General features: G+C 51.6%; 26 protein-coding genes. 13 read left to right on the top strand and 13 right to left on the bottom strand.

Going from position 1 to position 19,766, the window contains the following annotated elements; translation table 11 throughout:
- Positions 1–33 precede the first annotated feature (33 nt).
- The 12 genes from LZ463_RS25745 to LZ463_RS25690 all read right to left on the bottom strand — a co-directional run bounded on the left by LZ463_RS25745 (position 34) and on the right by LZ463_RS25690 (position 8,823).
- Positions 34–483, bottom strand: a complete 450-nt coding sequence (locus tag LZ463_RS25745; protein WP_241459180.1) for a hypothetical protein — start codon at positions 481–483, stop codon at positions 34–36.
- On the bottom strand, positions 441–2,270 hold the full coding sequence (locus LZ463_RS25740) for a polymorphic toxin type 30 domain-containing protein (protein WP_241459179.1): 1,830 nt from the start codon (positions 2,268–2,270) through the stop codon (positions 441–443). Before LZ463_RS25740 ends, LZ463_RS25745 begins: the two co-directional genes overlap by 43 nt.
- A 29-nt stretch (positions 2,271–2,299) precedes the next feature.
- Entirely contained in the window at positions 2,300–2,743 is a 444-nt protein-coding gene (locus tag LZ463_RS25735; RefSeq protein ID WP_241459178.1) for a hypothetical protein, read from the bottom strand.
- Between the two features lie 299 nt (positions 2,744–3,042).
- Positions 3,043–3,357, bottom strand: coding sequence for a hypothetical protein (locus LZ463_RS25730; protein WP_241459177.1), 315 nt, complete (start codon positions 3,355–3,357; stop codon positions 3,043–3,045).
- A 199-nt stretch (positions 3,358–3,556) separates the two neighbouring features.
- Positions 3,557–4,126 (bottom strand): single-stranded DNA-binding protein, encoded by a 570-nt coding sequence (gene ssb / locus LZ463_RS25725; RefSeq protein ID WP_241459176.1) that lies wholly within the window; start codon positions 4,124–4,126, stop codon positions 3,557–3,559.
- A gap of 220 nt (positions 4,127–4,346) precedes the next feature.
- Positions 4,347–4,664 carry a hypothetical protein gene (locus LZ463_RS25720; protein ID WP_241459175.1) on the bottom strand — a complete coding sequence of 106 codons (318 nt, stop codon included), beginning with the start codon at positions 4,662–4,664 and terminating at the stop codon, positions 4,347–4,349.
- Positions 4,661–5,008: a hypothetical protein gene (locus LZ463_RS25715; RefSeq protein ID WP_241459174.1), complete on the bottom strand. Its 348-nt coding sequence runs from the start codon at positions 5,006–5,008 to the stop codon at positions 4,661–4,663. Before LZ463_RS25715 ends, LZ463_RS25720 begins: the two co-directional genes overlap by 4 nt.
- A gap of 136 nt (positions 5,009–5,144) precedes the next feature.
- Positions 5,145–5,342: a hypothetical protein gene (locus LZ463_RS25710; RefSeq protein ID WP_241459173.1), complete on the bottom strand. Its 198-nt coding sequence runs from the start codon at positions 5,340–5,342 to the stop codon at positions 5,145–5,147.
- Between the two features lie 48 nt (positions 5,343–5,390).
- On the bottom strand, positions 5,391–5,606 hold the full coding sequence (locus tag LZ463_RS25705) for a hypothetical protein (protein ID WP_241459172.1): 216 nt from the start codon (positions 5,604–5,606) through the stop codon (positions 5,391–5,393).
- A gap of 286 nt (positions 5,607–5,892) precedes the next feature.
- A complete protein-coding gene (locus tag LZ463_RS25700; protein ID WP_241459171.1) occupies positions 5,893–7,128 on the bottom strand; it encodes a hypothetical protein in 1,236 nt (411 codons plus the stop codon).
- 298 nt (positions 7,129–7,426) lie between these two features.
- Entirely contained in the window at positions 7,427–8,068 is a 642-nt protein-coding gene (locus LZ463_RS25695) for a GNAT family N-acetyltransferase (RefSeq protein ID WP_241459170.1), read from the bottom strand.
- Positions 8,069–8,127: 59 nt separating this feature from the next.
- Positions 8,128–8,823 (bottom strand): LexA family transcriptional regulator, encoded by a 696-nt coding sequence (locus LZ463_RS25690; protein ID WP_241459169.1) that lies wholly within the window; start codon positions 8,821–8,823, stop codon positions 8,128–8,130.
- Positions 8,824–9,446: 623 nt separating this feature from the next.
- On the opposite strand from LZ463_RS25690, the gene LZ463_RS25685 reads away from it, so the two are divergent.
- The 13 genes from LZ463_RS25685 to LZ463_RS25625 all read left to right on the top strand — a co-directional run bounded on the left by LZ463_RS25685 (position 9,447) and on the right by LZ463_RS25625 (position 18,455).
- Positions 9,447–9,704 carry a hypothetical protein gene (locus LZ463_RS25685; RefSeq protein ID WP_241459168.1) on the top strand — a complete coding sequence of 86 codons (258 nt, stop codon included), beginning with the start codon at positions 9,447–9,449 and terminating at the stop codon, positions 9,702–9,704.
- 26 nt (positions 9,705–9,730) lie between these two features.
- Positions 9,731–10,606 carry a hypothetical protein gene (locus LZ463_RS25680; RefSeq protein WP_241459167.1) on the top strand — a complete coding sequence of 292 codons (876 nt, stop codon included), beginning with the start codon at positions 9,731–9,733 and terminating at the stop codon, positions 10,604–10,606.
- Positions 10,593–11,399, top strand: a complete 807-nt coding sequence (locus tag LZ463_RS25675; RefSeq protein WP_241459166.1) for an ATP-binding protein — start codon at positions 10,593–10,595, stop codon at positions 11,397–11,399. The genes LZ463_RS25680 and LZ463_RS25675 overlap by 14 nt, the downstream gene beginning before the upstream one ends.
- A 126-nt stretch (positions 11,400–11,525) precedes the next feature.
- Entirely contained in the window at positions 11,526–11,951 is a 426-nt protein-coding gene (locus LZ463_RS25670; RefSeq protein ID WP_241459165.1) for a hypothetical protein, read from the top strand.
- Positions 11,952–12,237: 286 nt separating this feature from the next.
- Complete coding sequence (locus LZ463_RS25665; protein WP_241459164.1) at positions 12,238–12,534, top strand: type II toxin-antitoxin system RelE/ParE family toxin; 297 nt, start codon at positions 12,238–12,240, stop codon at positions 12,532–12,534.
- 18 nt (positions 12,535–12,552) lie between these two features.
- A complete protein-coding gene (locus LZ463_RS25660; RefSeq protein ID WP_241459163.1) occupies positions 12,553–13,671 on the top strand; it encodes a HigA family addiction module antitoxin in 1,119 nt (372 codons plus the stop codon).
- An 11-nt stretch (positions 13,672–13,682) separates the two neighbouring features.
- Positions 13,683–14,168 (top strand): hypothetical protein, encoded by a 486-nt coding sequence (locus tag LZ463_RS25655; RefSeq protein WP_241459162.1) that lies wholly within the window; start codon positions 13,683–13,685, stop codon positions 14,166–14,168.
- A 107-nt stretch (positions 14,169–14,275) separates the two neighbouring features.
- On the top strand, positions 14,276–14,509 hold the full coding sequence (locus LZ463_RS25650) for a DUF2188 domain-containing protein (protein ID WP_241459161.1): 234 nt from the start codon (positions 14,276–14,278) through the stop codon (positions 14,507–14,509).
- 192 nt (positions 14,510–14,701) lie between these two features.
- The gene (locus LZ463_RS25645; RefSeq protein WP_241459160.1) at positions 14,702–15,073 is read left to right on the top strand and encodes a hypothetical protein; all 372 of its coding nucleotides are present in this window, start codon (positions 14,702–14,704) and stop codon (positions 15,071–15,073) included.
- A gap of 335 nt (positions 15,074–15,408) precedes the next feature.
- Complete coding sequence (locus LZ463_RS25640; RefSeq protein WP_241459159.1) at positions 15,409–15,648, top strand: hypothetical protein; 240 nt, start codon at positions 15,409–15,411, stop codon at positions 15,646–15,648.
- Between the two features lie 123 nt (positions 15,649–15,771).
- Entirely contained in the window at positions 15,772–16,701 is a 930-nt protein-coding gene (locus LZ463_RS25635; protein ID WP_241459158.1) for an SPFH domain-containing protein, read from the top strand.
- 163 nt (positions 16,702–16,864) lie between these two features.
- Positions 16,865–17,599 carry a lysozyme inhibitor LprI family protein gene (locus LZ463_RS25630; protein ID WP_241459157.1) on the top strand — a complete coding sequence of 245 codons (735 nt, stop codon included), beginning with the start codon at positions 16,865–16,867 and terminating at the stop codon, positions 17,597–17,599.
- A 277-nt stretch (positions 17,600–17,876) separates the two neighbouring features.
- Positions 17,877–18,455 (top strand): hypothetical protein, encoded by a 579-nt coding sequence (locus tag LZ463_RS25625; protein ID WP_241459156.1) that lies wholly within the window; start codon positions 17,877–17,879, stop codon positions 18,453–18,455.
- A 922-nt stretch (positions 18,456–19,377) separates the two neighbouring features.
- Here the strand turns inward: LZ463_RS25625 and LZ463_RS25620 are convergent.
- Positions 19,378–19,752, bottom strand: a complete 375-nt coding sequence (locus tag LZ463_RS25620) for a hypothetical protein (RefSeq protein WP_241459155.1) — start codon at positions 19,750–19,752, stop codon at positions 19,378–19,380.
- Between the last annotated feature and the right edge of the window lie 14 nt (positions 19,753–19,766).

Here is a 19,766-nt window from a genome sequence, read left to right as displayed (position 1 = left end):
TGGCATTGGCAAGACGATGTTCAAGGTGTTTGTTTACTTGTTCGAGTGTTTCAATATCTCTGCTATCATCATCCTCACATCGTCATCTTTGTCATGGATGAACGGCTGCAATAAGTCTGGTTTGTCTGATCGATGTGAGTATGCAATGATTGGTATTGCATATACCAGACATGCGGCAGGAAGCTGGTTTAAAAGTTTAGCAGTTTCATCAGCAATCAGGTGTTGAAAATCCCCATTGTCGAATACTGTCGCAAGCAGATGAAATATACTCTCATTGACAGCTGGATCAGCTTCATGTCTGAGTTGATTCATTAATTGCTTCACGATAGATTCCAGATCTGTCGGATTCACCTGCCCGTAGACAATAAGGTCGTTTAACTCATCGATGAGTAAATCGCGCTCTTTGCAGGCAGGGTTACTGATTCTGTTCATCAAGTCGTTCATTGTCCGCCCTGTTTTGGTTTCATTAAGTTTATCAGCCATTCAGAAGGGGCCTGAATAGGGACGTGAGTGTTATTTGCCGCTGTCGGATCATAAAAGGGACTAGCTTCTTTGTGAACATTTGAATGCCTGAAGTCATTCGTAATAGGATCATAATACTTGCCTTGTGATTGCCAGCGCCCGGTCCATCCTTCTGATGCATTTGTGCCTGCTCCGGCATTGGGGTCTGGGTCATGCACTCGAAATCTGTTGACTTTTCCGTTCTCATCAATCCACTTGTATTCAAGGCCGACCTGACTCCCTCCTGGAGCAGGTATTAATTTTCTCATATTTGCATTTCGAGGGATGTTTTTGATTAGGTTCTCGATAGTATCTCCTGTCATTCCGCTCAGATCCCCGACGCTTGTTCCTGTACTTTTCGTCGTGTTCATTTCATCAAGTTTATTAAGCCCATTGAATGAGAAGTCTTTCCGAGCTGGTACAGTAGTAGGTCTGAAAACAGGCACGTTATTACCCATCCCCCAACCACCCGGCATGCCGATCATCACGTTGCTTTGTATATCTTCGTTTGTGATGCGATTTAAGCCAGTGTATTCAGAGATAAGTGCTTGATTATCCAGTCTGCCCGCATTCCAGCGTTGTACTACTTTATCGTAAATTTCGGGCCTAGGGTTTGACTGGTAATAAAACCCGCCGTTTCCACCAGCAATGACCACTTCACCTCTTTGTCGGGCAATTTTTGCTTCTTCATTTGTATAGGATACACCTCGTGCACCTCTGATGCCGTACAGTTTCGCCATTGCATCAACGACCTCGCCACGCGATAAATCCGGTCCTATCTGGCTCATCGCCCACTCCCAGGACTTTGGAAATTTCTGCATAAGAATTCCCTGCGTCCGACTACGTCCAGATGGCAGAGATGTTGCCAAATCAGGGGGGATTTGAGTTTTACTGTGAGTCTGATTTGCAGTTGGTCGTTCTTCAGAATTTAATGCTGGTATGGCATCTGTTGTCAGAGAATTCTTACGTTTCCAATCAAAAAGTGCGTCACTGAACGAAACAGGGGTTTTGTACGCACTATCAGATGGAAAGCGTATCGGTTTACTTCTGATCGTGGTCACGTCTCTATTCGAATCTTTGTTCTGGTCATTAAGTGTCGGAATGCTTGTTGGATAGGCAGCACGACTAAGGACGGGGGGAAACGGTCCGTCAGTATATCGTTCTGTGTTCGCTAAACGTATCGCACGTGCTAAATCTTCTTCATAATAACTTGGCCCTTTATTCGCGATGTCTGAGGTATATGCTGAATTACGATCTTGATGCTCATCTGGGTTAATGCTGTCGGGACGATTTTCCTGTGGTGTCGTAAAATCAAATCTGTTGAGTAGTCCGGTATTTCGTTTTTTTAAATCTTGTGCCACAGAAAATTCATTGTTTGTTTCAGTACTGCCCGGCACTGAACGCGATAGCACATCCCTTAACGGTGCACTGGCTTGCAGGTTTTCAAGAGTAAAGCTGCCTGCATTTGCCATTGGTGCAGAGAAGTTGCCATTCCTCACCGACAATCTGACATCGGCGTCTATCGGGTAGAGCCAGTTACTTATATCGGCGAAAGGTGGTTGTCTGTAGTAGTCCTCATTATTACCACTCCTGCTTATGTTGCTGTTTTCTTGCAAGACGGGAATGTTCGGACCGAGCTGCGCTGACAGTTTCAGCTCGTCAGCCATGCTGTCGCCATAGGGCTGATTGCCGCTGTCATCGAATTCATCAAAATAAGGGATGCGACAATACAAGCCATCGCGGCCGAGGATGCTTTTACTTCTTTCCATGGTTGTTCCTTGTTGGTTTTTGATTCAGGCTAAAGCCTGTTGCAATTGCTGCCGCCGAGCAGGCAGAAGGCCATGTCGCGCATGTCTTTTAAATGGCGCTCGGTGGCGGCGAGTACGGCGGTGTGGTTGGTGCTGCTGGTGACTTGCTGGGCCAGGATTTCGCTGGGGCGCAGGCCGCAGGCCCAGAGTTCGTCGAGTAGTTGCTGGGCGTCTTCGTATTGCATTGCCAGCGCGGGGTTGCCGGCCTGGCCTTCGGGTGTTTCGCTGAAGGTGACACGGTTGGCGGTGTGCAGTTTGCCCTTGTGACGGCGTGCCAGACGCAGGTGGATGGTGCGGCTCCAGGGTTGCAGCTGGCAGGATGCGCGTAGGGGGCTGATGCCAGTCTCCAGGGCGGCGCTGGCATAGGTTTGCTGGTCGGGGTTGTGGTTGCTGTCCTGGTCGATGTTGCTGTTGGGGGCGGTGTGGTTGTGCATGATGTTTTCCTATTGAGTTTGTTTGTTAGTTGTTGGACTTACGTGAAATTGCCCTAGATGGCTTTTGCGTCGGCCATGCATGCATCTTGATGAGCGCGATGCACGCAAAACCGTCATTCCCGCGTGCTTTGAGCGGGAATCCATCGTTGAACAACCGGCCAGACAGTAAGACGGACGCGGCTGATCAGGCATGGATACCCGCCTGCGCGGGTAGGACGAATTGGAAAGTACGGCAAGCGCAAACTTTGGAGTGGTTTTGCGCAAGTCCTGGTTTGTTATCCTGGGTCGCTGATGGCTACTCACGCTTCGCCATACAGGGCGATCATCAGCGGGTCGGTACGGCGTATGGTCTGTTTTTTGGGGACCATGTTCTGGCGGGTGAAGCTGGTCGGGATGGCTTTGCCTGCCTGCCAGCGAAAGCGCGAGCGGAAGCGGCCTTGCGCTACGCGCACGCGCTCCTGCACCAGGTGGCCGGAATAGCAGAGGTCGGTCAGCAGTTTGCGTGTGTAGTTGTTGGAGGTATGCAGTGCGTGCTGTATCTCTTCGGTGAAGAGAAATTTGTCACTGAGTAGTTGGGCAACCTGGGCATAACGCTGGGCGATATCGATTTTCATCTGTGCTCCTGTGTTTGTTTATCTGTCAGTTGGCTTGTCTGTGCATTGGTACTTGATGCGGATGCGGGCCGCGCTTGCCAGCCTGTAAAAAGCAGGCAAAAACAGCCCCTGCCTGGCGGCGCCAGGCTGTGATGTTGTTGTCAGGGGAGGGTGTCAGCGCATGGGGGCTTGGGGCTGCGCTGTCAGGCTTTAAAAGGCTTTAGAAGGGAATGTCGTCGGGCATGTCGATACCGCTGTACAAGTGATGACTGTTGTCATCTGCTGCCGGTTTGTCTTCGGCCCGGTCTTCTGCTGCCTTGTGCGACAGGCTCTGCGCCAGGGCGTAGGCGGCATGGGCTGGCCCCAGGCTGGCGTCGATCTTGACTGCATCTTGGGTTTGCTGGTGGCTGGCTTGTGTGGCTGGTGCAGCTTGCGCTGTATGACCTGGCTGGGCAGGGCGGCAGCTCAGCATTTGCATGCTGTCGGCACGTACTTCGACCACGGTTTTTTCTGTGCCATCGCGATCTTTATAGATGCGTGAGCGCAGGCTGCCTTCGACATAGATGGAGGCGCCTTTTTTCAGGTGCATGGCGACGACTTCAGCCAGTTTGCCAAAGAAGCTGACGCGATGCCATTCTGTCCGTTCCTTGCGCTCGCCACTGGTACGGTCTTTCCAGTTTTCGGTGGTGGCGATGGCGATGTTGCTGACGGCCTCACCCCTGGGGGTGTAGCGTATCTCCGGGTCACGCCCGAGGTTGCCGATGAGGATAACTTTGTTCACTGATGCCATGGTGTCACCTTGCTGATATGCACTAATAGTAGGGGCAATTGCGCGCGGGCGCAAACTTGCGGCGGTTTTACGGTTGTTGTGCCTGCTTTATGCTTGTTTTGTACTGCTTCGACTCAATACTGCATGGCTCTTTTGACGGCGGCCAGGCGCGGCAGCCCCAGTCGTCTGGCCATGCGGTACACGGCAAAGAAAATGCTGATGCGGGTGCGCAGGCTGGTGTTCATGCATGACATGTGTTGCTCACTTTCTCGATGATCTGGCGCAGGGCCATTGCTTCGCTGGCGGCAAACCAGTCCGGGTCTTGCGGCAGCCTGGCGGCCAGACTGACGGCCTTGTCCAGCAAATCCGGCGCCATGGCCCACAGGCGGGCATTGGCGATGGCTTCTGCCGATGCCTGCAAGGCTTCTTCATTGATGACACGGCCATCGGCGTCATACCGCGGCTCGGCCTGCCAGCCATAGGCGATGGCCTTGCACTGGTTGCTGGCTGCATCAAACAAGGCATTGCCGACGGCGCGTAGTTGGCGGCTGTGCTTCATGGCAGGCTCGCTGTCATGCCTGTCATCTGTGTTGCTTCCTGCGTCAGTTGACGCAGATGAGCGCGTTCTACGTCGCCGCCAAAAGGGCTGATGCTGGCAGTCGACGTTGTGGTTGCTGCCGTGCTTGCGGTCGTACTCGTTGCCGTGTTCATCACCACAGCCACGGATGCTGCCGGGGCTGCGCCGCTGGCGTGCGTGCTTTTGTCGTGTCCCTTGCTGGCATGGGCATGTCTTGCCAGTCTGGCCGGGTCGTTAACCTCTTCCTGCTTGAATGCATAAAAGAGGGCGCAGATGGCGACATAGGCCAGGGCGGTGATGATCCAGTCTTTGAACGTTGCTTTCATGATGCTCCTCAATAATGATGTCTATCAATAAGGGCCGAGCGCAGCCCTTGCCTGGCGGGACCGGGCAATGGTGTCTGTACTCGTTGTTATTAGTGGGGCCATGCCCGCAGGGTGATGCAGCATAGATGAAGCCTTGCTACCAATTACTGTCACAGCGCCGGCGCTGGCCTTGCTGTCCGGCCGCCTTGCCCCCTGGTTTGCTGGTGAGCAAACGCTTGCGGCACAGGTAAGGCAGGCGGCGGGCATCTGCAACAGATTTGCAGGGCAAGGCCAGCGCGTCGATGTGCCGGGCGCTGACCCCGGCTCGTGTGCCCCCGTTCGCGACCGGGTTCACCAGCGTATCAAGTGTGGATGGCGCACGCGGCGCAGGAGTTTGTCGGGTTTATTGCTGCCAGTCTTGCAGCACCTTGGCCATCATGCGGCCAAAGTTTTCATATCTGCCCTGGTCAAGCAGGCTGGCCAGTTTGTCGCATTGTTCCATGCTGCATTCAGAAAACGCGTCAATCAGGTTTTGCCCGTTGATGAGTACCGCAGCCGAGGCAGCAGCAGGTTGGGCGTAGTAGCTCTTGGGTAATCCAAAATAAGTTTGCGTGCTCATTTGTCGCTTTCCTTTGTTTGTCTGACCATGTGTGTAACTATACGCTTCTGTATAATGCATGTCAATACGAAAATGCATTAAAAGGTATGGTTTCGTATGGAATTATTGGTTATATGGAAAGTTAAATAAGACGGAAAGGGGAATATACAATTAGGTATCGTATTGTTTGTGATTGATGGAGTGAACGCAGTCTTCCCGTCAATCTTGCTTTGTGAAGAGCGTTTTTTCGAAGCAGGGACAGGTAAAATGGTCAAGCTTGATACAAGTTTATGACTGACCGGCGGTTTTACTGAACCCCCGGCAACTCGGCGCTGATGGTGGATCGCCGCTCAAGCCATTCAAATAATTGTCTGTCGTAATTTTCTGACCAACTGACGTTACGCTTCCAGTTGATATGCAATGTCATTTTTTTCTTCTCGAAGCTGATGTCGCTGACCGTGAAATCCGTATTTCCGTCAAGGGAGTCTGATTGGAGCGGGAAGTTGATTACCCAGGCTGAAAGTGGTTTTCCCTGTTGGTTCCGTTGCTCGACCAATAAAGAGGCAAGCGCGGCATTTTTCTTTATAACTCGGGATAAGGTGAGCCAGGAATTGTCCAATGTAATCACAGCACTCAGGCTACTTAATGTAATTTTGTTTTCATCTGCAGTCTCGCCAAGGCAGGTGGCTACGGTTCTATAGCTTTCAATGTCCTTGGTCGGGCACGTAGGAAACTGGGCAAGCTGCGCGAGCAACTTCGAGTAGTCAATATTATTGGGGCGATGCCCTTCAGGCAGGGCTTTTTTTTCAAATTGCCCGGTAGCTGGCGGGGCTGACGTTGCGACCACTGGTATGTAGTGAAACGGGTTTTCGGTTCTGATGGAGTTTTGCTGAGGCTGACGATAAAAGTCAGGCCTGTTCAACGCTTTGCGAAGGAAGTGAACGATACCTTCAGTTGGCTTGGGGCCAAGACAGAAGTCGCGATCCACACGCACATCTCTCCTGTGGGCGACAGTGCTACCGTCACGGCTGTGCTTGACTTCGATATCGATAGTACCTGCTTCGTAGGTTAACATAACATCAATGTCCGTATCCCGCTTTTCATCTTCTTCTTTTGTACTGAGAACAAAATCTGTCGGCAGCCACTTTGGGTCCAGCCATGCTGAGCCCTGTTCGTGGTTTTTGTCCGATATCGAGAATCTGATTTTTTCTGTGCCCTTGAGATCAATATTGAACTTTTCTTCGCCTTGGGACAGACAGCGTTGTGCAACGCTTTGCTCACGAGCGACATTTTCGGCATGTTGCGCAGCGTCCCTATTTGCATTTTCATTAGTCCACATGACGAATTTGATAACAATGGCGAGCACAATAATAGAAGTAACTATTGGGCCGAACATCTTCCAAATGATTAGGAGCATCAAAAAAGCAATAATGCCAATCACGCCAAGGACGAGCAATAAAATTCCCCCCACAGCTCCGCCCATGCCACCTTGTGCGAAAGCTGGCATTGTGATGCATGCAAGAAGCAGGGCGAAGCCTGTCATCTGTGTAGCCCTGTCGCTTGCTGCTGTAGACCGCATGGTGTTTGATCTCAAGCTTAATTCTCTCGTTTGTTTTTTGCCGTATGCGTTCAGTATGGCGGTTTTTTAGTCTGATGCCAGCGCATTCATTGCGGCAAGGCATAAGTTTGTTGAGAAGTGCTGGTGATCAGCAGGTGCGATAACGAATAAGGTTATTCCCTTGTATCTCCCCGCAGGAACGGCCTTGGCCGCGAACATTCTCTACCGCAACTTGTCATCTCGTGCGGCGGCGGTAGCATAAACATACCTGTCGCAAGCCATTTCAAGACTTGGCCTGCTCACCACCACCCGCCAGCATCCCAAAAAACCACGTATCCTTATACTCCCCCTTCATCTTCCAGCGCTGCCGCATCAGGCCTTCTTCATTAAAGCCCAGGCTGCGCAGCAGTTTGGCGGAGGGGGCGTTGCGGGTGTCGACTTCGGCTTCGATGCGGTGCAGGCCCAGTTCATTGAAGGCGTGGGGCAGCAGGGCTTGCAGGGCTTCGCGCATGTAGCCGCCGTGCCAGTATTCGCGGTTGAGTGCATAACCGAGTTCGGCGCGCGCGCATTCTGCGTCAAAGCGGAACAGGATGATGGTGCCGATCACCTTGCCGCTGGCTTGCTCTTCCAGCACCAGTTGCAGGGCGCTGCGGGCGGCGGCGTCGTCGAGCACGCGGGCATACCAGCTTTTGGCGGCCAGCATGTCGGTCCAGGTGATATAGGGCAGGAAGTAGGTGACCTCATCGTCAGAAAACACCTGGTAGAGGTCAACCAGGTCATGCTCGGTGATGGTGCGCAGGCGCAGGCGGGCGGTGGTGAGGGTGGTGTCGAGTGTCGTCAGCATGGGCAGCAACATGGCAGTGAAATTGCGCCATAGTATGCCACCGATGCCGTGAAAGAGGTCAGGGTGATAGCAAATTTGCACTCATTCCAGCCTGCCAGCATGCATCAGCAAAAATAACAGGCCAAAAGCAACAGACGTGACTAACCCCCTTGCCGGTAAACAAAGCGCCCGATGATCTTCAGCAGGCCGACGTTTTCTGGGGTGATGCGTTCGTCTGGATAGGCGCGTTTGTCGGGGTTGCGGCTTTCCAGTACCCAGGTGCCGTCGATTTCGCGGCGCAGTTGCTTGATGCGCAGGCCGTCCGGGTGCTGGATGGCAAAAATCTTGCCGCTTTGCGGTTCGGTTTTGGTCTTGTCGATGATGACCATGTCGCCATCAACGATAAAGTCGGCCATGGAGCTGCCGTCGGCGTAGATGGCGGCCAGGTTCTCTGGCTTGACGCCGTATTTCTTGAAAAAGCCCGATTCCTTGATCAACTGGCCCTTGGGTTCGGCTTCTTCATTGTGCGCACCGCCGCCGCATGAGCCCTTGGCCGCATAGTAATTGATGGCGGCCATGCTGCCCTTGCCTTCATCTGGTACAGGCGTGACGATGCCACTATCCTGTGTGCGCAGGTCTTTGCTGCGCAAGTCTGACAGGCTGACCTGGAAGAACTTGGCGATCGGCGCCAGTGAAGACGTGCGCGGGTCCCTGGTGATGCCCTCCACGATCCTGAAGATGGTGGCCTGCGGCACCCTGACCTCGTCAGGGAACATCTTTTCCAGCGCCGTTGCCAAAGAAGTCGGGTTCAAGCCCGACTTGTCCATGAGGTATTTGATATTAGTTTTCGCGTCCATACGAAGCATTATGCGTTATTGAATAGAAATTGCCAAGGGCAATACAAAAAACTTTGCAAACAATACGAATCCGTATACAATTGATGCAACATGAATAAGGCTTAAAGGGTCTTGTCCGAGCATGGCGCAGAGCGGGTCGGGGCAAGTTACAGCCCAATCTGCGACCCGGCTGCGGATGAATAAACCTGGCCACCTATAAAAACAGCATCCCGCACAAGGATGAACATAGTAAACAACACACGGTGCCGCCCGTCTTCCACTGCGCATCGTTCTATATGAAACCGCCGGGCCGGTAAAGCCCGCGCATTGTGATCAACCTCAAGCTGTTTGCATGGCGGTGTCCGTGCAGACAAAACATGTAGTGATCGGGCGCAAGACCTTTTTTTGCGCATATCAACAACGCATACGGTGAAGCAGCTGATGCCTTTGCCATCCTGCACCTTCGCTTTACACGCATTGACACGCATGCAGCACGTTCTGCCAGCCAGTTAAACCAACACAATTCGAGAACCAACAATGAACCATGACATTACCCGTCAGGTGTCGCCCTGCGCACGCCTGTTGCCTTTGTACGCCTGTTGCAAACACATCGGTGGCAAACAGTCCATCGCAGCGGGGTGCGCATGCTGAGCCAGTCACCCGCCACCACAGCCTGGCAACACCTGGCCAACCAGAAACTGTCGCCCGTCCACACCGTCACCGCCCGCAGATTATGCACAGGCCCGCGCTGCCGCCACGGACGTGGCCAGCTGCGCTCGATACGCCAGTTCTGTAATGCGAAGAATGAACCTGTGTATCGCTACTGTGAACTTTGCCGAGGTGCGATGAAGGCTGCAAAGCACAAGCTCACCAAGCCGGTCTCTGCAACAAAAAGTATTTAATCATTCAAATCAATAAGGAATCAGTCGTGGCACGTTCAAGAAATATCAAGCCCGGATTTTTTTACAATGAAGATCTGGCCGACGTACCGCCGCTCGGGCGGTTATTGTTTGCCGGTCTGTGGACGCTTGCCGACAGGGATGGCCGTCTGGAAGACCGCATCAAAAAAATCAAGACCCAGGTCTTGCCGTATGACGATTGCGATATCGATGTCTTGCTGGACGTTCTGGCTGAACACGGCTTTATCGACCGTTATGTCGTCGATGGCAAGCACTATATCCAGATCTGCAAATGGCATGTGCACCAGAACCCGCATCACAAAGAAACCGCAAGCAAAATACCTGCACCGGACAAAGGCGGAGAAAGCCCCGGCTTTTCCGGTACAAGCCCCGGAAATTCCGGAACGAGCCCTGCTGATTCCCTTAACCTGATTCCTGATTCCCTTAACCCTCTACCACCGGAGCCGGGGCCAGCCCCGACCCCGGCCGCGATCGATGGACAGACACCCGCATCAGCATCTCCAAAAAAATCTGCCACCGTCGTCAATACCGATATTTCTGACTTTGACGCCGCCTGGAAAATCTATCCCTCACGCCTGGGCGGCGGGAGAAAAGCCGCCCTCAAGGCCTGGCAGGCCAGGATCAAGGACGGGGTGGACAGCAAGACCATGCTGGCCGGTGTACGCAGCTATGTCGCCTATGTCGAAACCATGAAGACCGAGCAGCGCTTCATCAAGAACGCGGTCAATTTCCTGGGGCCGGATGAGCACTACAAGGAAGACTGGAGCGCAGCAGCAAGGGAGGCGCCTGCCGGCAAAAAAGCCCATGGCGGCAAGGCCGGCAAGTACCAGAATTTTGACAAGATCGACTACCACCAGGGGATAGCAGAAGATGGTTCATTCTGAGCAGGACGGTTTCATGCGTGTCGGCGGTGTGCAACTCAGTCGCGAGCAGCGCCACTGCCCGCAACATGGCGCATACACGGCTTATTCGCTGCAGTCGCACAAGTCTGGCAAGCCTGATTACTGGTCAGGCTGCGTGCAATGCCTGGCCCTGGCTGACCAGAAAAACCTGCGCGAGGCCATCATCGCCCAGCGGAGGGAACAGCAAGAGTCGATCTGGAAAAAACGCCTGGGCCGCGCCGCCATACCGCAACGCTTTGCCGACCGCAGCCTGCAAAATTATGTACCGCCCAGCCCGGCTGCCGAGAAGGCGCTGCGCATCTGCATCGACTTTGCCGACAATTTTGATGCTGCCTGCCAGACCGGCCGCAGCCTGGTATTTTGCGGCAACGTCGGCACCGGCAAGACCCACCTGGCTTGCGGTATCGCCCGGCAGGTCATGGCGCAGGGCAGGCAGGCCGTGTTCAGTTCAGTGCTGCGGGCAGTGCGCATGGTCAAGGACACCTATCATCGCGACAGCAAAAAAACTGAAGATCAGGTCATACAGGAATTGACCGAACCTGATTTATTGATACTCGACGAAATCGGCGTGCAGTTCGGCAGCGACACAGAAAAAATGCTGCTCTCGGACATCATCAACAGCCGCTATGAATTGATCAAACCCAGCATCCTCATCAGCAACCTGGGTTTGCAGGACCTCGACGATTACCTCGGCAGCCGTGTCATGGACAGGCTGCGCGAAGGCGGCGGCAAAGCCATCGTCTTTGACTGGGGATCGTACCGAAAAATGATTTGAATTCCGTAAAGACCTCTTGACGCAGAAGTCTTTAAAAAACATCAGGCGCATGACGCCACGCAATACTGCATTCGCAGCATTACGTATCAACAGGCAGCAATCGACAAAACACAACAAGGAGCAAGCATGAACGCACGTCCAAGCTATTTCACCACCAGCAAAAAAGCACTGACACCAGAACAGCAAAAGCGCGAACTACTGAGTTACTGGCTCGATCAATGGGCACTCTGGATGAACAACAACCACGCAGAAATCGCCCGCGACACCGGCATAGGCGGTGGCATCATCGGCAAGAACGCCCTCAGCAATTTCTGCGTTGCTTCCGATGATTGCCAGGCCGTCTGGGACATGGAGCGTGAAAAGAAAATCAAGGAAGTCGACGCCCTCATCAACGACCTGCGGCTGGAACAACCTTGGACCTACTGGGCCATCTGCAAACACCTGGGTCTGATGAATTTCTGGAAATACCCCAAACTTGACCCGCAAGAGGCATTCCAGAATGCGCAGGAAGAATTGCAATACCTGATTGAATTGCGGGGTGTGAATTTGTGATGGGATCTGACTCACTTAGTACAATTATTTGCGTTAATGAGCAAATAATTGTTGTCATGACAATGCTAGAGGCTTGACCAAATTTGCGACGCAACCCATGGATTTATTCAGGGAAATTAGACTTGGCGCCCACTAATTCCAGCCTTTCTTGATCGAAAGCATACATTTTGACCTACGACTGTCACGTTTATATGAAATTATAATATAATTGTTCCATCTTTACACCACGTGTAAAGATGGATTTGCAATTATTTGGTAATTGCTATAGACTATGGAGTTGTGGGGCATGGAATTTGAATTCGATGACAAGAATCTGGAGCGGCTCTACACTGACGCCCAGTTCACGGCAGGGCACTCTCAAGAAGTCGTCAGTGCCTTCCGAAAGCGTATGCAACAGATAGCCGGTTTTCGGGATGAGCGCGACTTTTACGTTTTGAAATCACTACATTTTGAAAAACTAAAAGGTGACCGGGATGGGCAGTCGTCAATCCGACTGAATTCAAAGTGGCGTCTGATCCTTGAGATTCGTGGCAGTCACCCATGTAAGCTCATTGGAATAATTGAGATAGTCGATTACCACTAAAAAAGATTTGGAGAAATCATGAATGCACGTGTGCCTGCAGAAGTATTCCCCCCAGGCGAGTTCCTGCGTGAAGAGTTGGAAGCACGAGAATGGAGCCAGCAGGAACTCGCCGACATCTTGGGGCGGCCACCAAGACTCGTCAGCGAACTTATATCCGGAAAGCGTGCAGTTACCCCTGAAACTGCGCGGGGCTTAGCCGATGCTTTCGGTACTTCTGCTGAATATTGGATGAGTTTGGAAAGTCAGTATCAATTGTCCAAAGTGAAATCTACCGATAATCAAGTAGCAAGGAAAGCTCGGTTGTATGGAAAATTTCCTGTACGAGAAATGTTCCGTCGCGGATGGATTCAGGCAAGTGAAAGCATAGAGGTACTTGAGCAACGCTTCTGTGAGTTCTTCGACATAAATGGAATGGATGATCAGCCAGTTCTTACCCATTATGCGAAGAAAACTGACGTAACTATGGATGTCAATCCATTGCAGCTGGCATGGCTTTACCGAGTTCGAAGTATGGCAACTCAACAAGTAATTCCAGCTTATTCACGTCCGAAACTAGTAAACGCAGTTGAAAAACTCAGGACACTTCTTCTTGCACCAGAGGAAGCTCGACATGTTCCAAGAATTCTGGCGGAGGCGGGTGTGCGCTTAGTTTTTGTCGAGTCGATATCTGGATCAAGAATTGACGGTGCATGTTTTTGGTTAAATGAGGACAAACCAGTTATCGGAATGACCCTGCGATATGATCGGATCGATAATTTCTGGTTTGTACTTCGCCACGAGATTGAGCATGTCCTCCAAGAGGATGGTCGAATTAATGGAGAACATATAATCGATAGTGATGTAGGTGCAGAAACTGAAGCACTATCAGAATGCGAGAAGCGTGCTAATGCAGCCGGCGCAGATTTTTGTGTGCCATCAGGTCAATTGGAAAATTTTGTTGCGCGTGTTCAGCCATACTTTTCTGAACAAAAGGTACTTGCTTTTGCACAACGGCTCAATCTTCATCCAGGACTGGTAGTAGGGCAGTTGCAACGTAGGTTAAACCGACATGATTTTCTTCGCAAACATCAAGTCAAAGTTCGTACACATGTTCTCCTGTCCGGTGATGCAGACGGATGGGGGACGTTCTCTGAATAATAGGAGGTCTAATGTCAGCTTATGCAAACCAAGTAAAAGCTTATCTGGAACGCTATCAAAATGAAGTTGGTGATAATGGCCTGTTTGATCCCCACGCTGTAGCAGAGTGGGCATATCGGAACGGTTTGCATAAACCAAACCTCAAGACTGTCATTGATGCGATCGCGACTGATATTTCACAAGTTTGTCGAGAGGAATACCGTACTGGTGAAGACGGTCAACGCTATCGGGCAAAACATGCCGCACGGACTAAACAGGGGAACAAAACCAAGTCACTATGGGCTGACATTGATGACGTGCGTGCACCTCGGGAGCACTTTGTGCGCTCATTTTCTCAACGCAGGCAACAAATCGTTGGCGACTGTTTTCAATTGAAAACAGATGTGGATGTTTACAATGCTAAAGATCCCTCGCAGCCAACTATCCAGATCCCTTTGGATTTCACATATGACATAGAAGAGCTTCAGCTTCCATTTAAAGGGAAAAAGGCAGCCTAGTTGACTCAGCAAGATTCCTGACAAAAAGTGTATAACGATTGTATAGATGATGAATTTGCTGTTAATAAATGCTCAAACTTCCTGCAGTATTTAACGGAGAGGTAATCATGACAAAGAAAGACGTGCACGTTGTTCCACACGGTGATGGCTGGGCAACAAAAACGGAGGGCGCATCACGAGTTGGTGTCAAGACTAATACACAGAAAGAAGCAATTGACCGCGCCGTAGTCAAAGCAAAACGGGACCATGTTGAGGTGGTGATTCACGGCAGGAATGGTAAGATTCGGGATAGTGACAGCTATGGCAACGATCCCAAAAGTAGTAAAGATAAAAAGCACTAATCGATAATAACTGAGGTGGAGATTTAAGGTGTCATAAGTGTCTCTGTTGGCTCCCTGCTCAGTGCCATCCCCTATGGGGAGCTCCGTCCTGCGTATTCTTGGCCTGGTCTTGTTTGCTGCAAAAGCTTGCCTTTTCGCAGGCCGATAAAAGTGCTGAAAGAAGGATATAGAGGCTCGTCGCCTTGTAAAGTAATGCAGCGGCACCTGTCGCTACGCCATATGTTAGAGTATCCCAGTCAGTCAAAACGAACAAAATTTCTGGTGAAAATGGCGACACTTTTTAAAACATGGCGCGGCTGGTCCAGGATATTTGGCATGATGTCCTTGCTGCCCATCGTCTTTGGGGCTTACCAATACTGGCAATTTTCAGTATGGGCGAATGAACAAAGCAAGAATGGTGGATTCGTTTGCGGCACAGGTATTTTTATGCTGTTCATTGTCTGCGCAACAGGCTTCATTTTTTTTGCGCTGTGCGCGGTCATCTGCGCTATCGTCGCGCGCGTACGGCAGTCATCGCGGCTTTCAGCGGTGCATGATAGGGCAGACAAAGTCCTGCACGAGTAAGCACAAGTCCTGAGATGGCCCTGATATTGCCTTGACATGGCCTTGTTAGCCCTTGACCTCTGCGCCTGTTCAGGCCGACGATGTGCCCGTTTTGTGACTGTCATGAACGGGCATCCCGCTAAAAAACGCCAATCACCTCGCATGGCTGCACTCTTTTAACAGACTCAAGCGCCAGTTCCCCTCGCTGCTGTTTACAGGCTGTTTACGCGTATCCATCAAGTCTTTACGACATGTTTCGCTACCCGCTACTACACTCTTCTTACCAGGTCGCAAGAAGAACTGCGCCTGGTCAGACAATGACAATCCACTCGTGTTCCATTGATAGAAAGTGAAGTATGAACAAGCAAAAACGCTACCTCCTTGTTGGCATACTGCTGCTGGCCTGGTTTGGCCTTGTCATGTTGGCGCGTTCTGTGCTGTCCCCGGTAGTGGGTGCAGCGACGGTGCTGCAGTTGGACGCCAGCAATCTGAGTTTTATTGAATCGATGAATGTCATGTCGGTCGCATCGCTGGCAACGGCGGGTATCTCGTTTTTTTTTGTGGTTGTCATTTACCTGGTCTGGCGCTCCAGATAAGTCCTCAAAAAGACGAATTGCTTATCTGGTTTAGTTTCCTGTTTTAGCTTTCTGCTTTTGCTTTATATGTTTGCACGGGCTTGTTCGTGCAAATAGCAAACATACCTGAATTGAAAGATTATCGTGAAAAAATTGATCAGCATTTCCATCATGTGTCTTACCGCCGGTCTGGCAGCTTGCGGCAAGCAGGATATTGTTGAAATCAAGCCCAATGAAACGGCTTTTCTGATCCAGCTCGATGGCAACAGCAAAACACAAAAAGCCTTCATGTCTGAAGAGTATCTGGCCGAAAATAAAGTGGCGTCCAAGCGTGTCGTCATCCCTTATGTCAGCGTTGCCGGCGCCAACTTTTTTGCGGCCACGGTACCGGCTGCAAAGCTGATCATGGTGGACCGCAAGCCGGTCACCCGCGAATGGACGCGTTCTGAAAAAACGGGCACCAGCCCACATAACCAGGCGATTTCAGTCGAGTCAAAAGAGAGCATAGACTTTAGCATAGGGGTGGTGCTGACGGCATCCATACCAGAGAATTCAGCCGCCAAGTTTCTCTATCACTACGCTGGTACCCCGCTGGAGGTGATTGCCGACACCAATATCAGGGGATATGTCCAGGCTGCCCTGTCGCGTGAATTTGGCGCGCGTGACCTCGATACCGCCCGCAAGGAAAAGGCCCTGATTTTTACCCAGGTGTTTAAAGAAACCAGGGATGCCTTCGAGAAGAAAGGCGTATCCATTGACAACCTGGGGTATTCGGAAGGCATGACGTATTCCGACGCCAATATCCAGAAATCGATCAACGAAACCTTTGAAGCGCAGATGGCCGTACAGAAGGCGCAACAGCGGGTGGTGGAAGCAGTACAATTGCGCCTGGCTGCCGAAGAATTTGCCAAGGCAAAAGACGCCTCCGTGGCAAAGATCGATCTCGACATCCGCCAGTTGCAGGCACAGGCGCAGCTCGAAGCCGTCAGGAAGTGGGACGGCCACCTGCCGGCGAACGTGGTGCCGCAAGGCTCTGGCATGTTATTTGGGTTGGACAAAATGACGGCCAAATAGGTGACCAGCGGGAGCAGGGGAGCATGTGGCTATGTTGAATTGCACTTAATTCTGAAGATCAAGTATGATGAGTAGCTTTTTCCATACATACCTTCGGTGATAGTACGGTGCGCATAGCCCGTCTTGCACAATCCAAAAAATACCTGATCGATACCCGACATTTATGCGAGCACTTTGCACACTGACCGCTTTATTCGCTCTTTTTTGCCACACAGCGCAAGCTGCCAGTTTTGATTGCAACAAGCGCCCAGCCAGACCGGCAGAGCGCCTGATCTGCGAGTCAGACAGTTTGTCCACACTCGATGAGCAACTCGCCGTTGCCTACAAGGCTGCGATGAAAACAGGCAGTTCAGACAGCAATAGCAGCGAAGTACTCAAATCCAGCCAGCAACGCTGGTTGCGCATGACGCGTGATGCCTGCAAGGACAAACACTGTCTGGAAAAGGCTTATGTCGGGCGTATTGCTTTTCTTTTGCAATGGAATGAAGACGCACCGGTTGATAGCAAGACCGACAGCAAGGTTGACGGCAATTACCAGTTCAGCCGTGACATCGAATTCATGAATGGTACGCATGCGACAATGGAAGATTGCCTGACAGTCAAAAGCACAGGCAATGCTCAGGCCAGAGTTGATACTGTCCTGGTGCAAGGAAATGGCCATACATGCAGCCTGAGTGGCAAGTTTGCCGTTGTTGGCAACGTGTATACCTACCTGCCTGGAAAAGGTGACGAAGATATCCAGAATTGTCAGATCAAGCTGACCGTCAAGCGCCATCAAATTGTGTTGTCTGCGGCAGGCGAGGGATGCAGCTCACATTGCGGTGCACGTGCCAGCTTCACGTCAGGTGCAAGCTTTCTGCGTACGGACAAGGTTAAACAGGCTTGTGTGGCGGAATGAATTGAAACTGGCGTAATGAACCGCCCTTGGGATTTCATCTGGCATCAGGTGAAATTCAAGCGATGAGATGGACACCGGCAAGAGCCTGGTCTGGCGAGGTCCGACTAATTCAAGTAAGGGAACAATTGACACCGGCCCTACGCATCGTCTATTTTTATCATACCCCCTTAAAATGGTGGATAAACTCGACGCCTGGTCTGGAATCGAAAAAATTCTCCGTCTGTTTATTTCACTGGCGACGATCTCGTCAGTCTTGTGTCATTTTTTTGAGGTCTGTATGACGGTCCAACTTGAAACTCTGCAATACCTGAAACAATCCCAGGAACTGGTTGACCTGTATCGTGATCGTCAAACGGATGAGTCGCTGACGGGTGTTGTCACTGACTATACGGAAGATTTCGTTTATTTAAGCCTGATCAGCGATAGCGGTTTGCCAAACGGTATTGCGGTAGTGTTGACTGATGACATTTCCCGCATCCGCTGGCAGGGGAATGAGCGTCAATCGATACAGCAGTTGATGGACGCAAAGCAGACACGCCCGATGACGCCAGTCATCCGGCTCGACACGCTGGTCGATGTGCTGGTTTCAGTGAATAGCGCATTTGGTTACGTGAGCATTCTGACGGAGAATATGGACGACGGTGTGACGTTCATCGGCGAGATCAAGAACATTGATGCCGGTGCCGTGCTGCTCCAGGAATTTGGCACGATGACTTCCCGCGACCGCCGCTGGCTGATGCTGCGACTTGATGAAATTACCAGGGTAGATGCCGGTGCTGCTTATGAAGAGGATATAAAATTTTTGGCTTGTAATGGGAGCGGACGTGAAGTCGGGCAGGCTGGCAGCGATGCCTGAATGAGGGCTCGGTAAAGCCGGGCCTGGCTAGATTGAGCCTCGTAGATTGGGCCGGGCCTCGCCAGGTTAGGGCTTGGTAGGTTGGGCTAGCGGTTCATCAGCCCAACACTCGGTCTCAAAATCACCTTGTACAGCATTATTGTGCGTGTTAAATCTTTTTTTACCTGCATTCGTTGATGTGAGAGTACAGGCCGGGGGTAGCCCGGCGGCTACTCACTTTTCTTGTCTCGCCAAGAAAAGTAAGCCAAAGAAGGCGCCCCAGGCGTAGCCGCCCCTGCGGGGTCCCCGTTTGTGCGGTACAAAAAATGGGAAGATCCGAAAACTCGCCTGCGGCTCAAACATCGGCTCTTCTTGATCCATTTTCTGTACCGCACAAACGGCGTCTACACATGGGAACTGCAAAAGTCAAAAGCAACAGCAAAGTCAAAGGCAACCCCAAACCCGTAACGGCTGATTTGCTCTTTATTCAAAAATTTGAATGCTGGTTGTATGGACGTTGTTGTTGACTTTGGGGTTGTTTTTTGACTTTGGCCGTTCCGATGTGTCGATGCCTTTGTTGCTAGGCAGAAAATGGATTAAGAAAGGCCGATGTTTGAGCGGAGCGAGTTTTCGGACTTTCCCATTTTTTGACTTGCAGCAAAGGGAACCCCCGCAGGGGGCAGCGACGCCTCGGTCGCCTTCTTTGGCTTACTTTTCTTGGCGAGACAAGAAAAGTGAGTAGCTGTCGGGCTACCCCCGACCTGTAATCGTCAATCAACGTATGCAGGTAAAAAAACTTGATATGCGCAGCACTGTACAAGGCAATTTTGAGACCGAGTGTTGGGCTGATGAAGCCCTAGCCCAACCTACGAGGCCCAACCCACGAGGTCCGGCCTGATGAGGCTCGGCGCACCCTGCGGTAGTTTGGCGGTGACCGGGCAGACTACCTGCCCACCTTCATCTGCGCATCAATATCAGCCAGGCATTCGCGGCCGCGCTGGGTGATGACTTGCTTGCCGGTGTCGGCGCTGATTTCGATATGGGCTTTTTTGCCAAGGAAGGTGGCGACCGGGCCGGGCAGGGTGGTGTTGGGGTCATTGGCGATGGCGCGCAGGCCGTCTATGCATTGTTTGATGAACAGGGTTTGCCGGCCGGCGTCGGTCAATTCCAGGGTGCCGTCTTTGCGCCAGGCCATCAGCTTGATGCCGCACAGGCGCTTGGCGTTGCGGCTGATGCAGGCGCCGGGTTTGGTATTGCGTGGCAGTTTGCTCAGTTGTTCCAGGGCGTCATATTCGTCGATGCTTAATTTTTGATTCATTGTTGTTTTCGTGT

The organism is Undibacterium paludis (assembly GCF_022568815.1).
Taxonomy (GTDB): domain Bacteria; phylum Pseudomonadota; class Gammaproteobacteria; order Burkholderiales; family Burkholderiaceae_D; genus Undibacterium.
The sequence above is the reverse complement of the archived record's forward strand: the minus strand, read 5'-3'. Positions and strand labels throughout refer to the sequence as shown.

Coding starts and splice junctions, on each gene's coding strand:
- LZ463_RS25685 (WP_241459168.1), top strand. CDS start 9,447: ATGCTGAGCCAGTCACCCGCCACCACAGCCTGGCAACACCTGGCCAAC.
- ssb (WP_241459176.1), bottom strand. CDS start 4,126: ATGGCATCAGTGAACAAAGTTATCCTCATCGGCAACCTCGGGCGTGAC.
- LZ463_RS25630 (WP_241459157.1), top strand. CDS start 16,865: ATGCGAGCACTTTGCACACTGACCGCTTTATTCGCTCTTTTTTGCCAC.
- LZ463_RS25660 (WP_241459163.1), top strand. CDS start 12,553: ATGAATGCACGTGTGCCTGCAGAAGTATTCCCCCCAGGCGAGTTCCTG.
- LZ463_RS25655 (WP_241459162.1), top strand. CDS start 13,683: ATGTCAGCTTATGCAAACCAAGTAAAAGCTTATCTGGAACGCTATCAA.
- LZ463_RS25705 (WP_241459172.1), bottom strand. CDS start 5,606: ATGAGCACGCAAACTTATTTTGGATTACCCAAGAGCTACTACGCCCAA.
- LZ463_RS25625 (WP_241459156.1), top strand. CDS start 17,877: ATGACGGTCCAACTTGAAACTCTGCAATACCTGAAACAATCCCAGGAA.
- LZ463_RS25720 (WP_241459175.1), bottom strand. CDS start 4,664: ATGAAGCACAGCCGCCAACTACGCGCCGTCGGCAATGCCTTGTTTGAT.
- LZ463_RS25645 (WP_241459160.1), top strand. CDS start 14,702: ATGCAGCGGCACCTGTCGCTACGCCATATGTTAGAGTATCCCAGTCAG.
- LZ463_RS25700 (WP_241459171.1), bottom strand. CDS start 7,128: ATGACAGGCTTCGCCCTGCTTCTTGCATGCATCACAATGCCAGCTTTC.
- LZ463_RS25690 (WP_241459169.1), bottom strand. CDS start 8,823: ATGGACGCGAAAACTAATATCAAATACCTCATGGACAAGTCGGGCTTG.
- LZ463_RS25620 (WP_241459155.1), bottom strand. CDS start 19,752: ATGAATCAAAAATTAAGCATCGACGAATATGACGCCCTGGAACAACTG.
- LZ463_RS25640 (WP_241459159.1), top strand. CDS start 15,409: ATGAACAAGCAAAAACGCTACCTCCTTGTTGGCATACTGCTGCTGGCC.
- LZ463_RS25650 (WP_241459161.1), top strand. CDS start 14,276: ATGACAAAGAAAGACGTGCACGTTGTTCCACACGGTGATGGCTGGGCA.
- LZ463_RS25675 (WP_241459166.1), top strand. CDS start 10,593: ATGGTTCATTCTGAGCAGGACGGTTTCATGCGTGTCGGCGGTGTGCAA.
- LZ463_RS25730 (WP_241459177.1), bottom strand. CDS start 3,357: ATGAAAATCGATATCGCCCAGCGTTATGCCCAGGTTGCCCAACTACTC.
- LZ463_RS25670 (WP_241459165.1), top strand. CDS start 11,526: ATGAACGCACGTCCAAGCTATTTCACCACCAGCAAAAAAGCACTGACA.
- LZ463_RS25745 (WP_241459180.1), bottom strand. CDS start 483: ATGGCTGATAAACTTAATGAAACCAAAACAGGGCGGACAATGAACGAC.
- LZ463_RS25715 (WP_241459174.1), bottom strand. CDS start 5,008: ATGAAAGCAACGTTCAAAGACTGGATCATCACCGCCCTGGCCTATGTC.
- LZ463_RS25735 (WP_241459178.1), bottom strand. CDS start 2,743: ATGCACAACCACACCGCCCCCAACAGCAACATCGACCAGGACAGCAAC.
- LZ463_RS25665 (WP_241459164.1), top strand. CDS start 12,238: ATGGAATTTGAATTCGATGACAAGAATCTGGAGCGGCTCTACACTGAC.
- LZ463_RS25740 (WP_241459179.1), bottom strand. CDS start 2,270: ATGGAAAGAAGTAAAAGCATCCTCGGCCGCGATGGCTTGTATTGTCGC.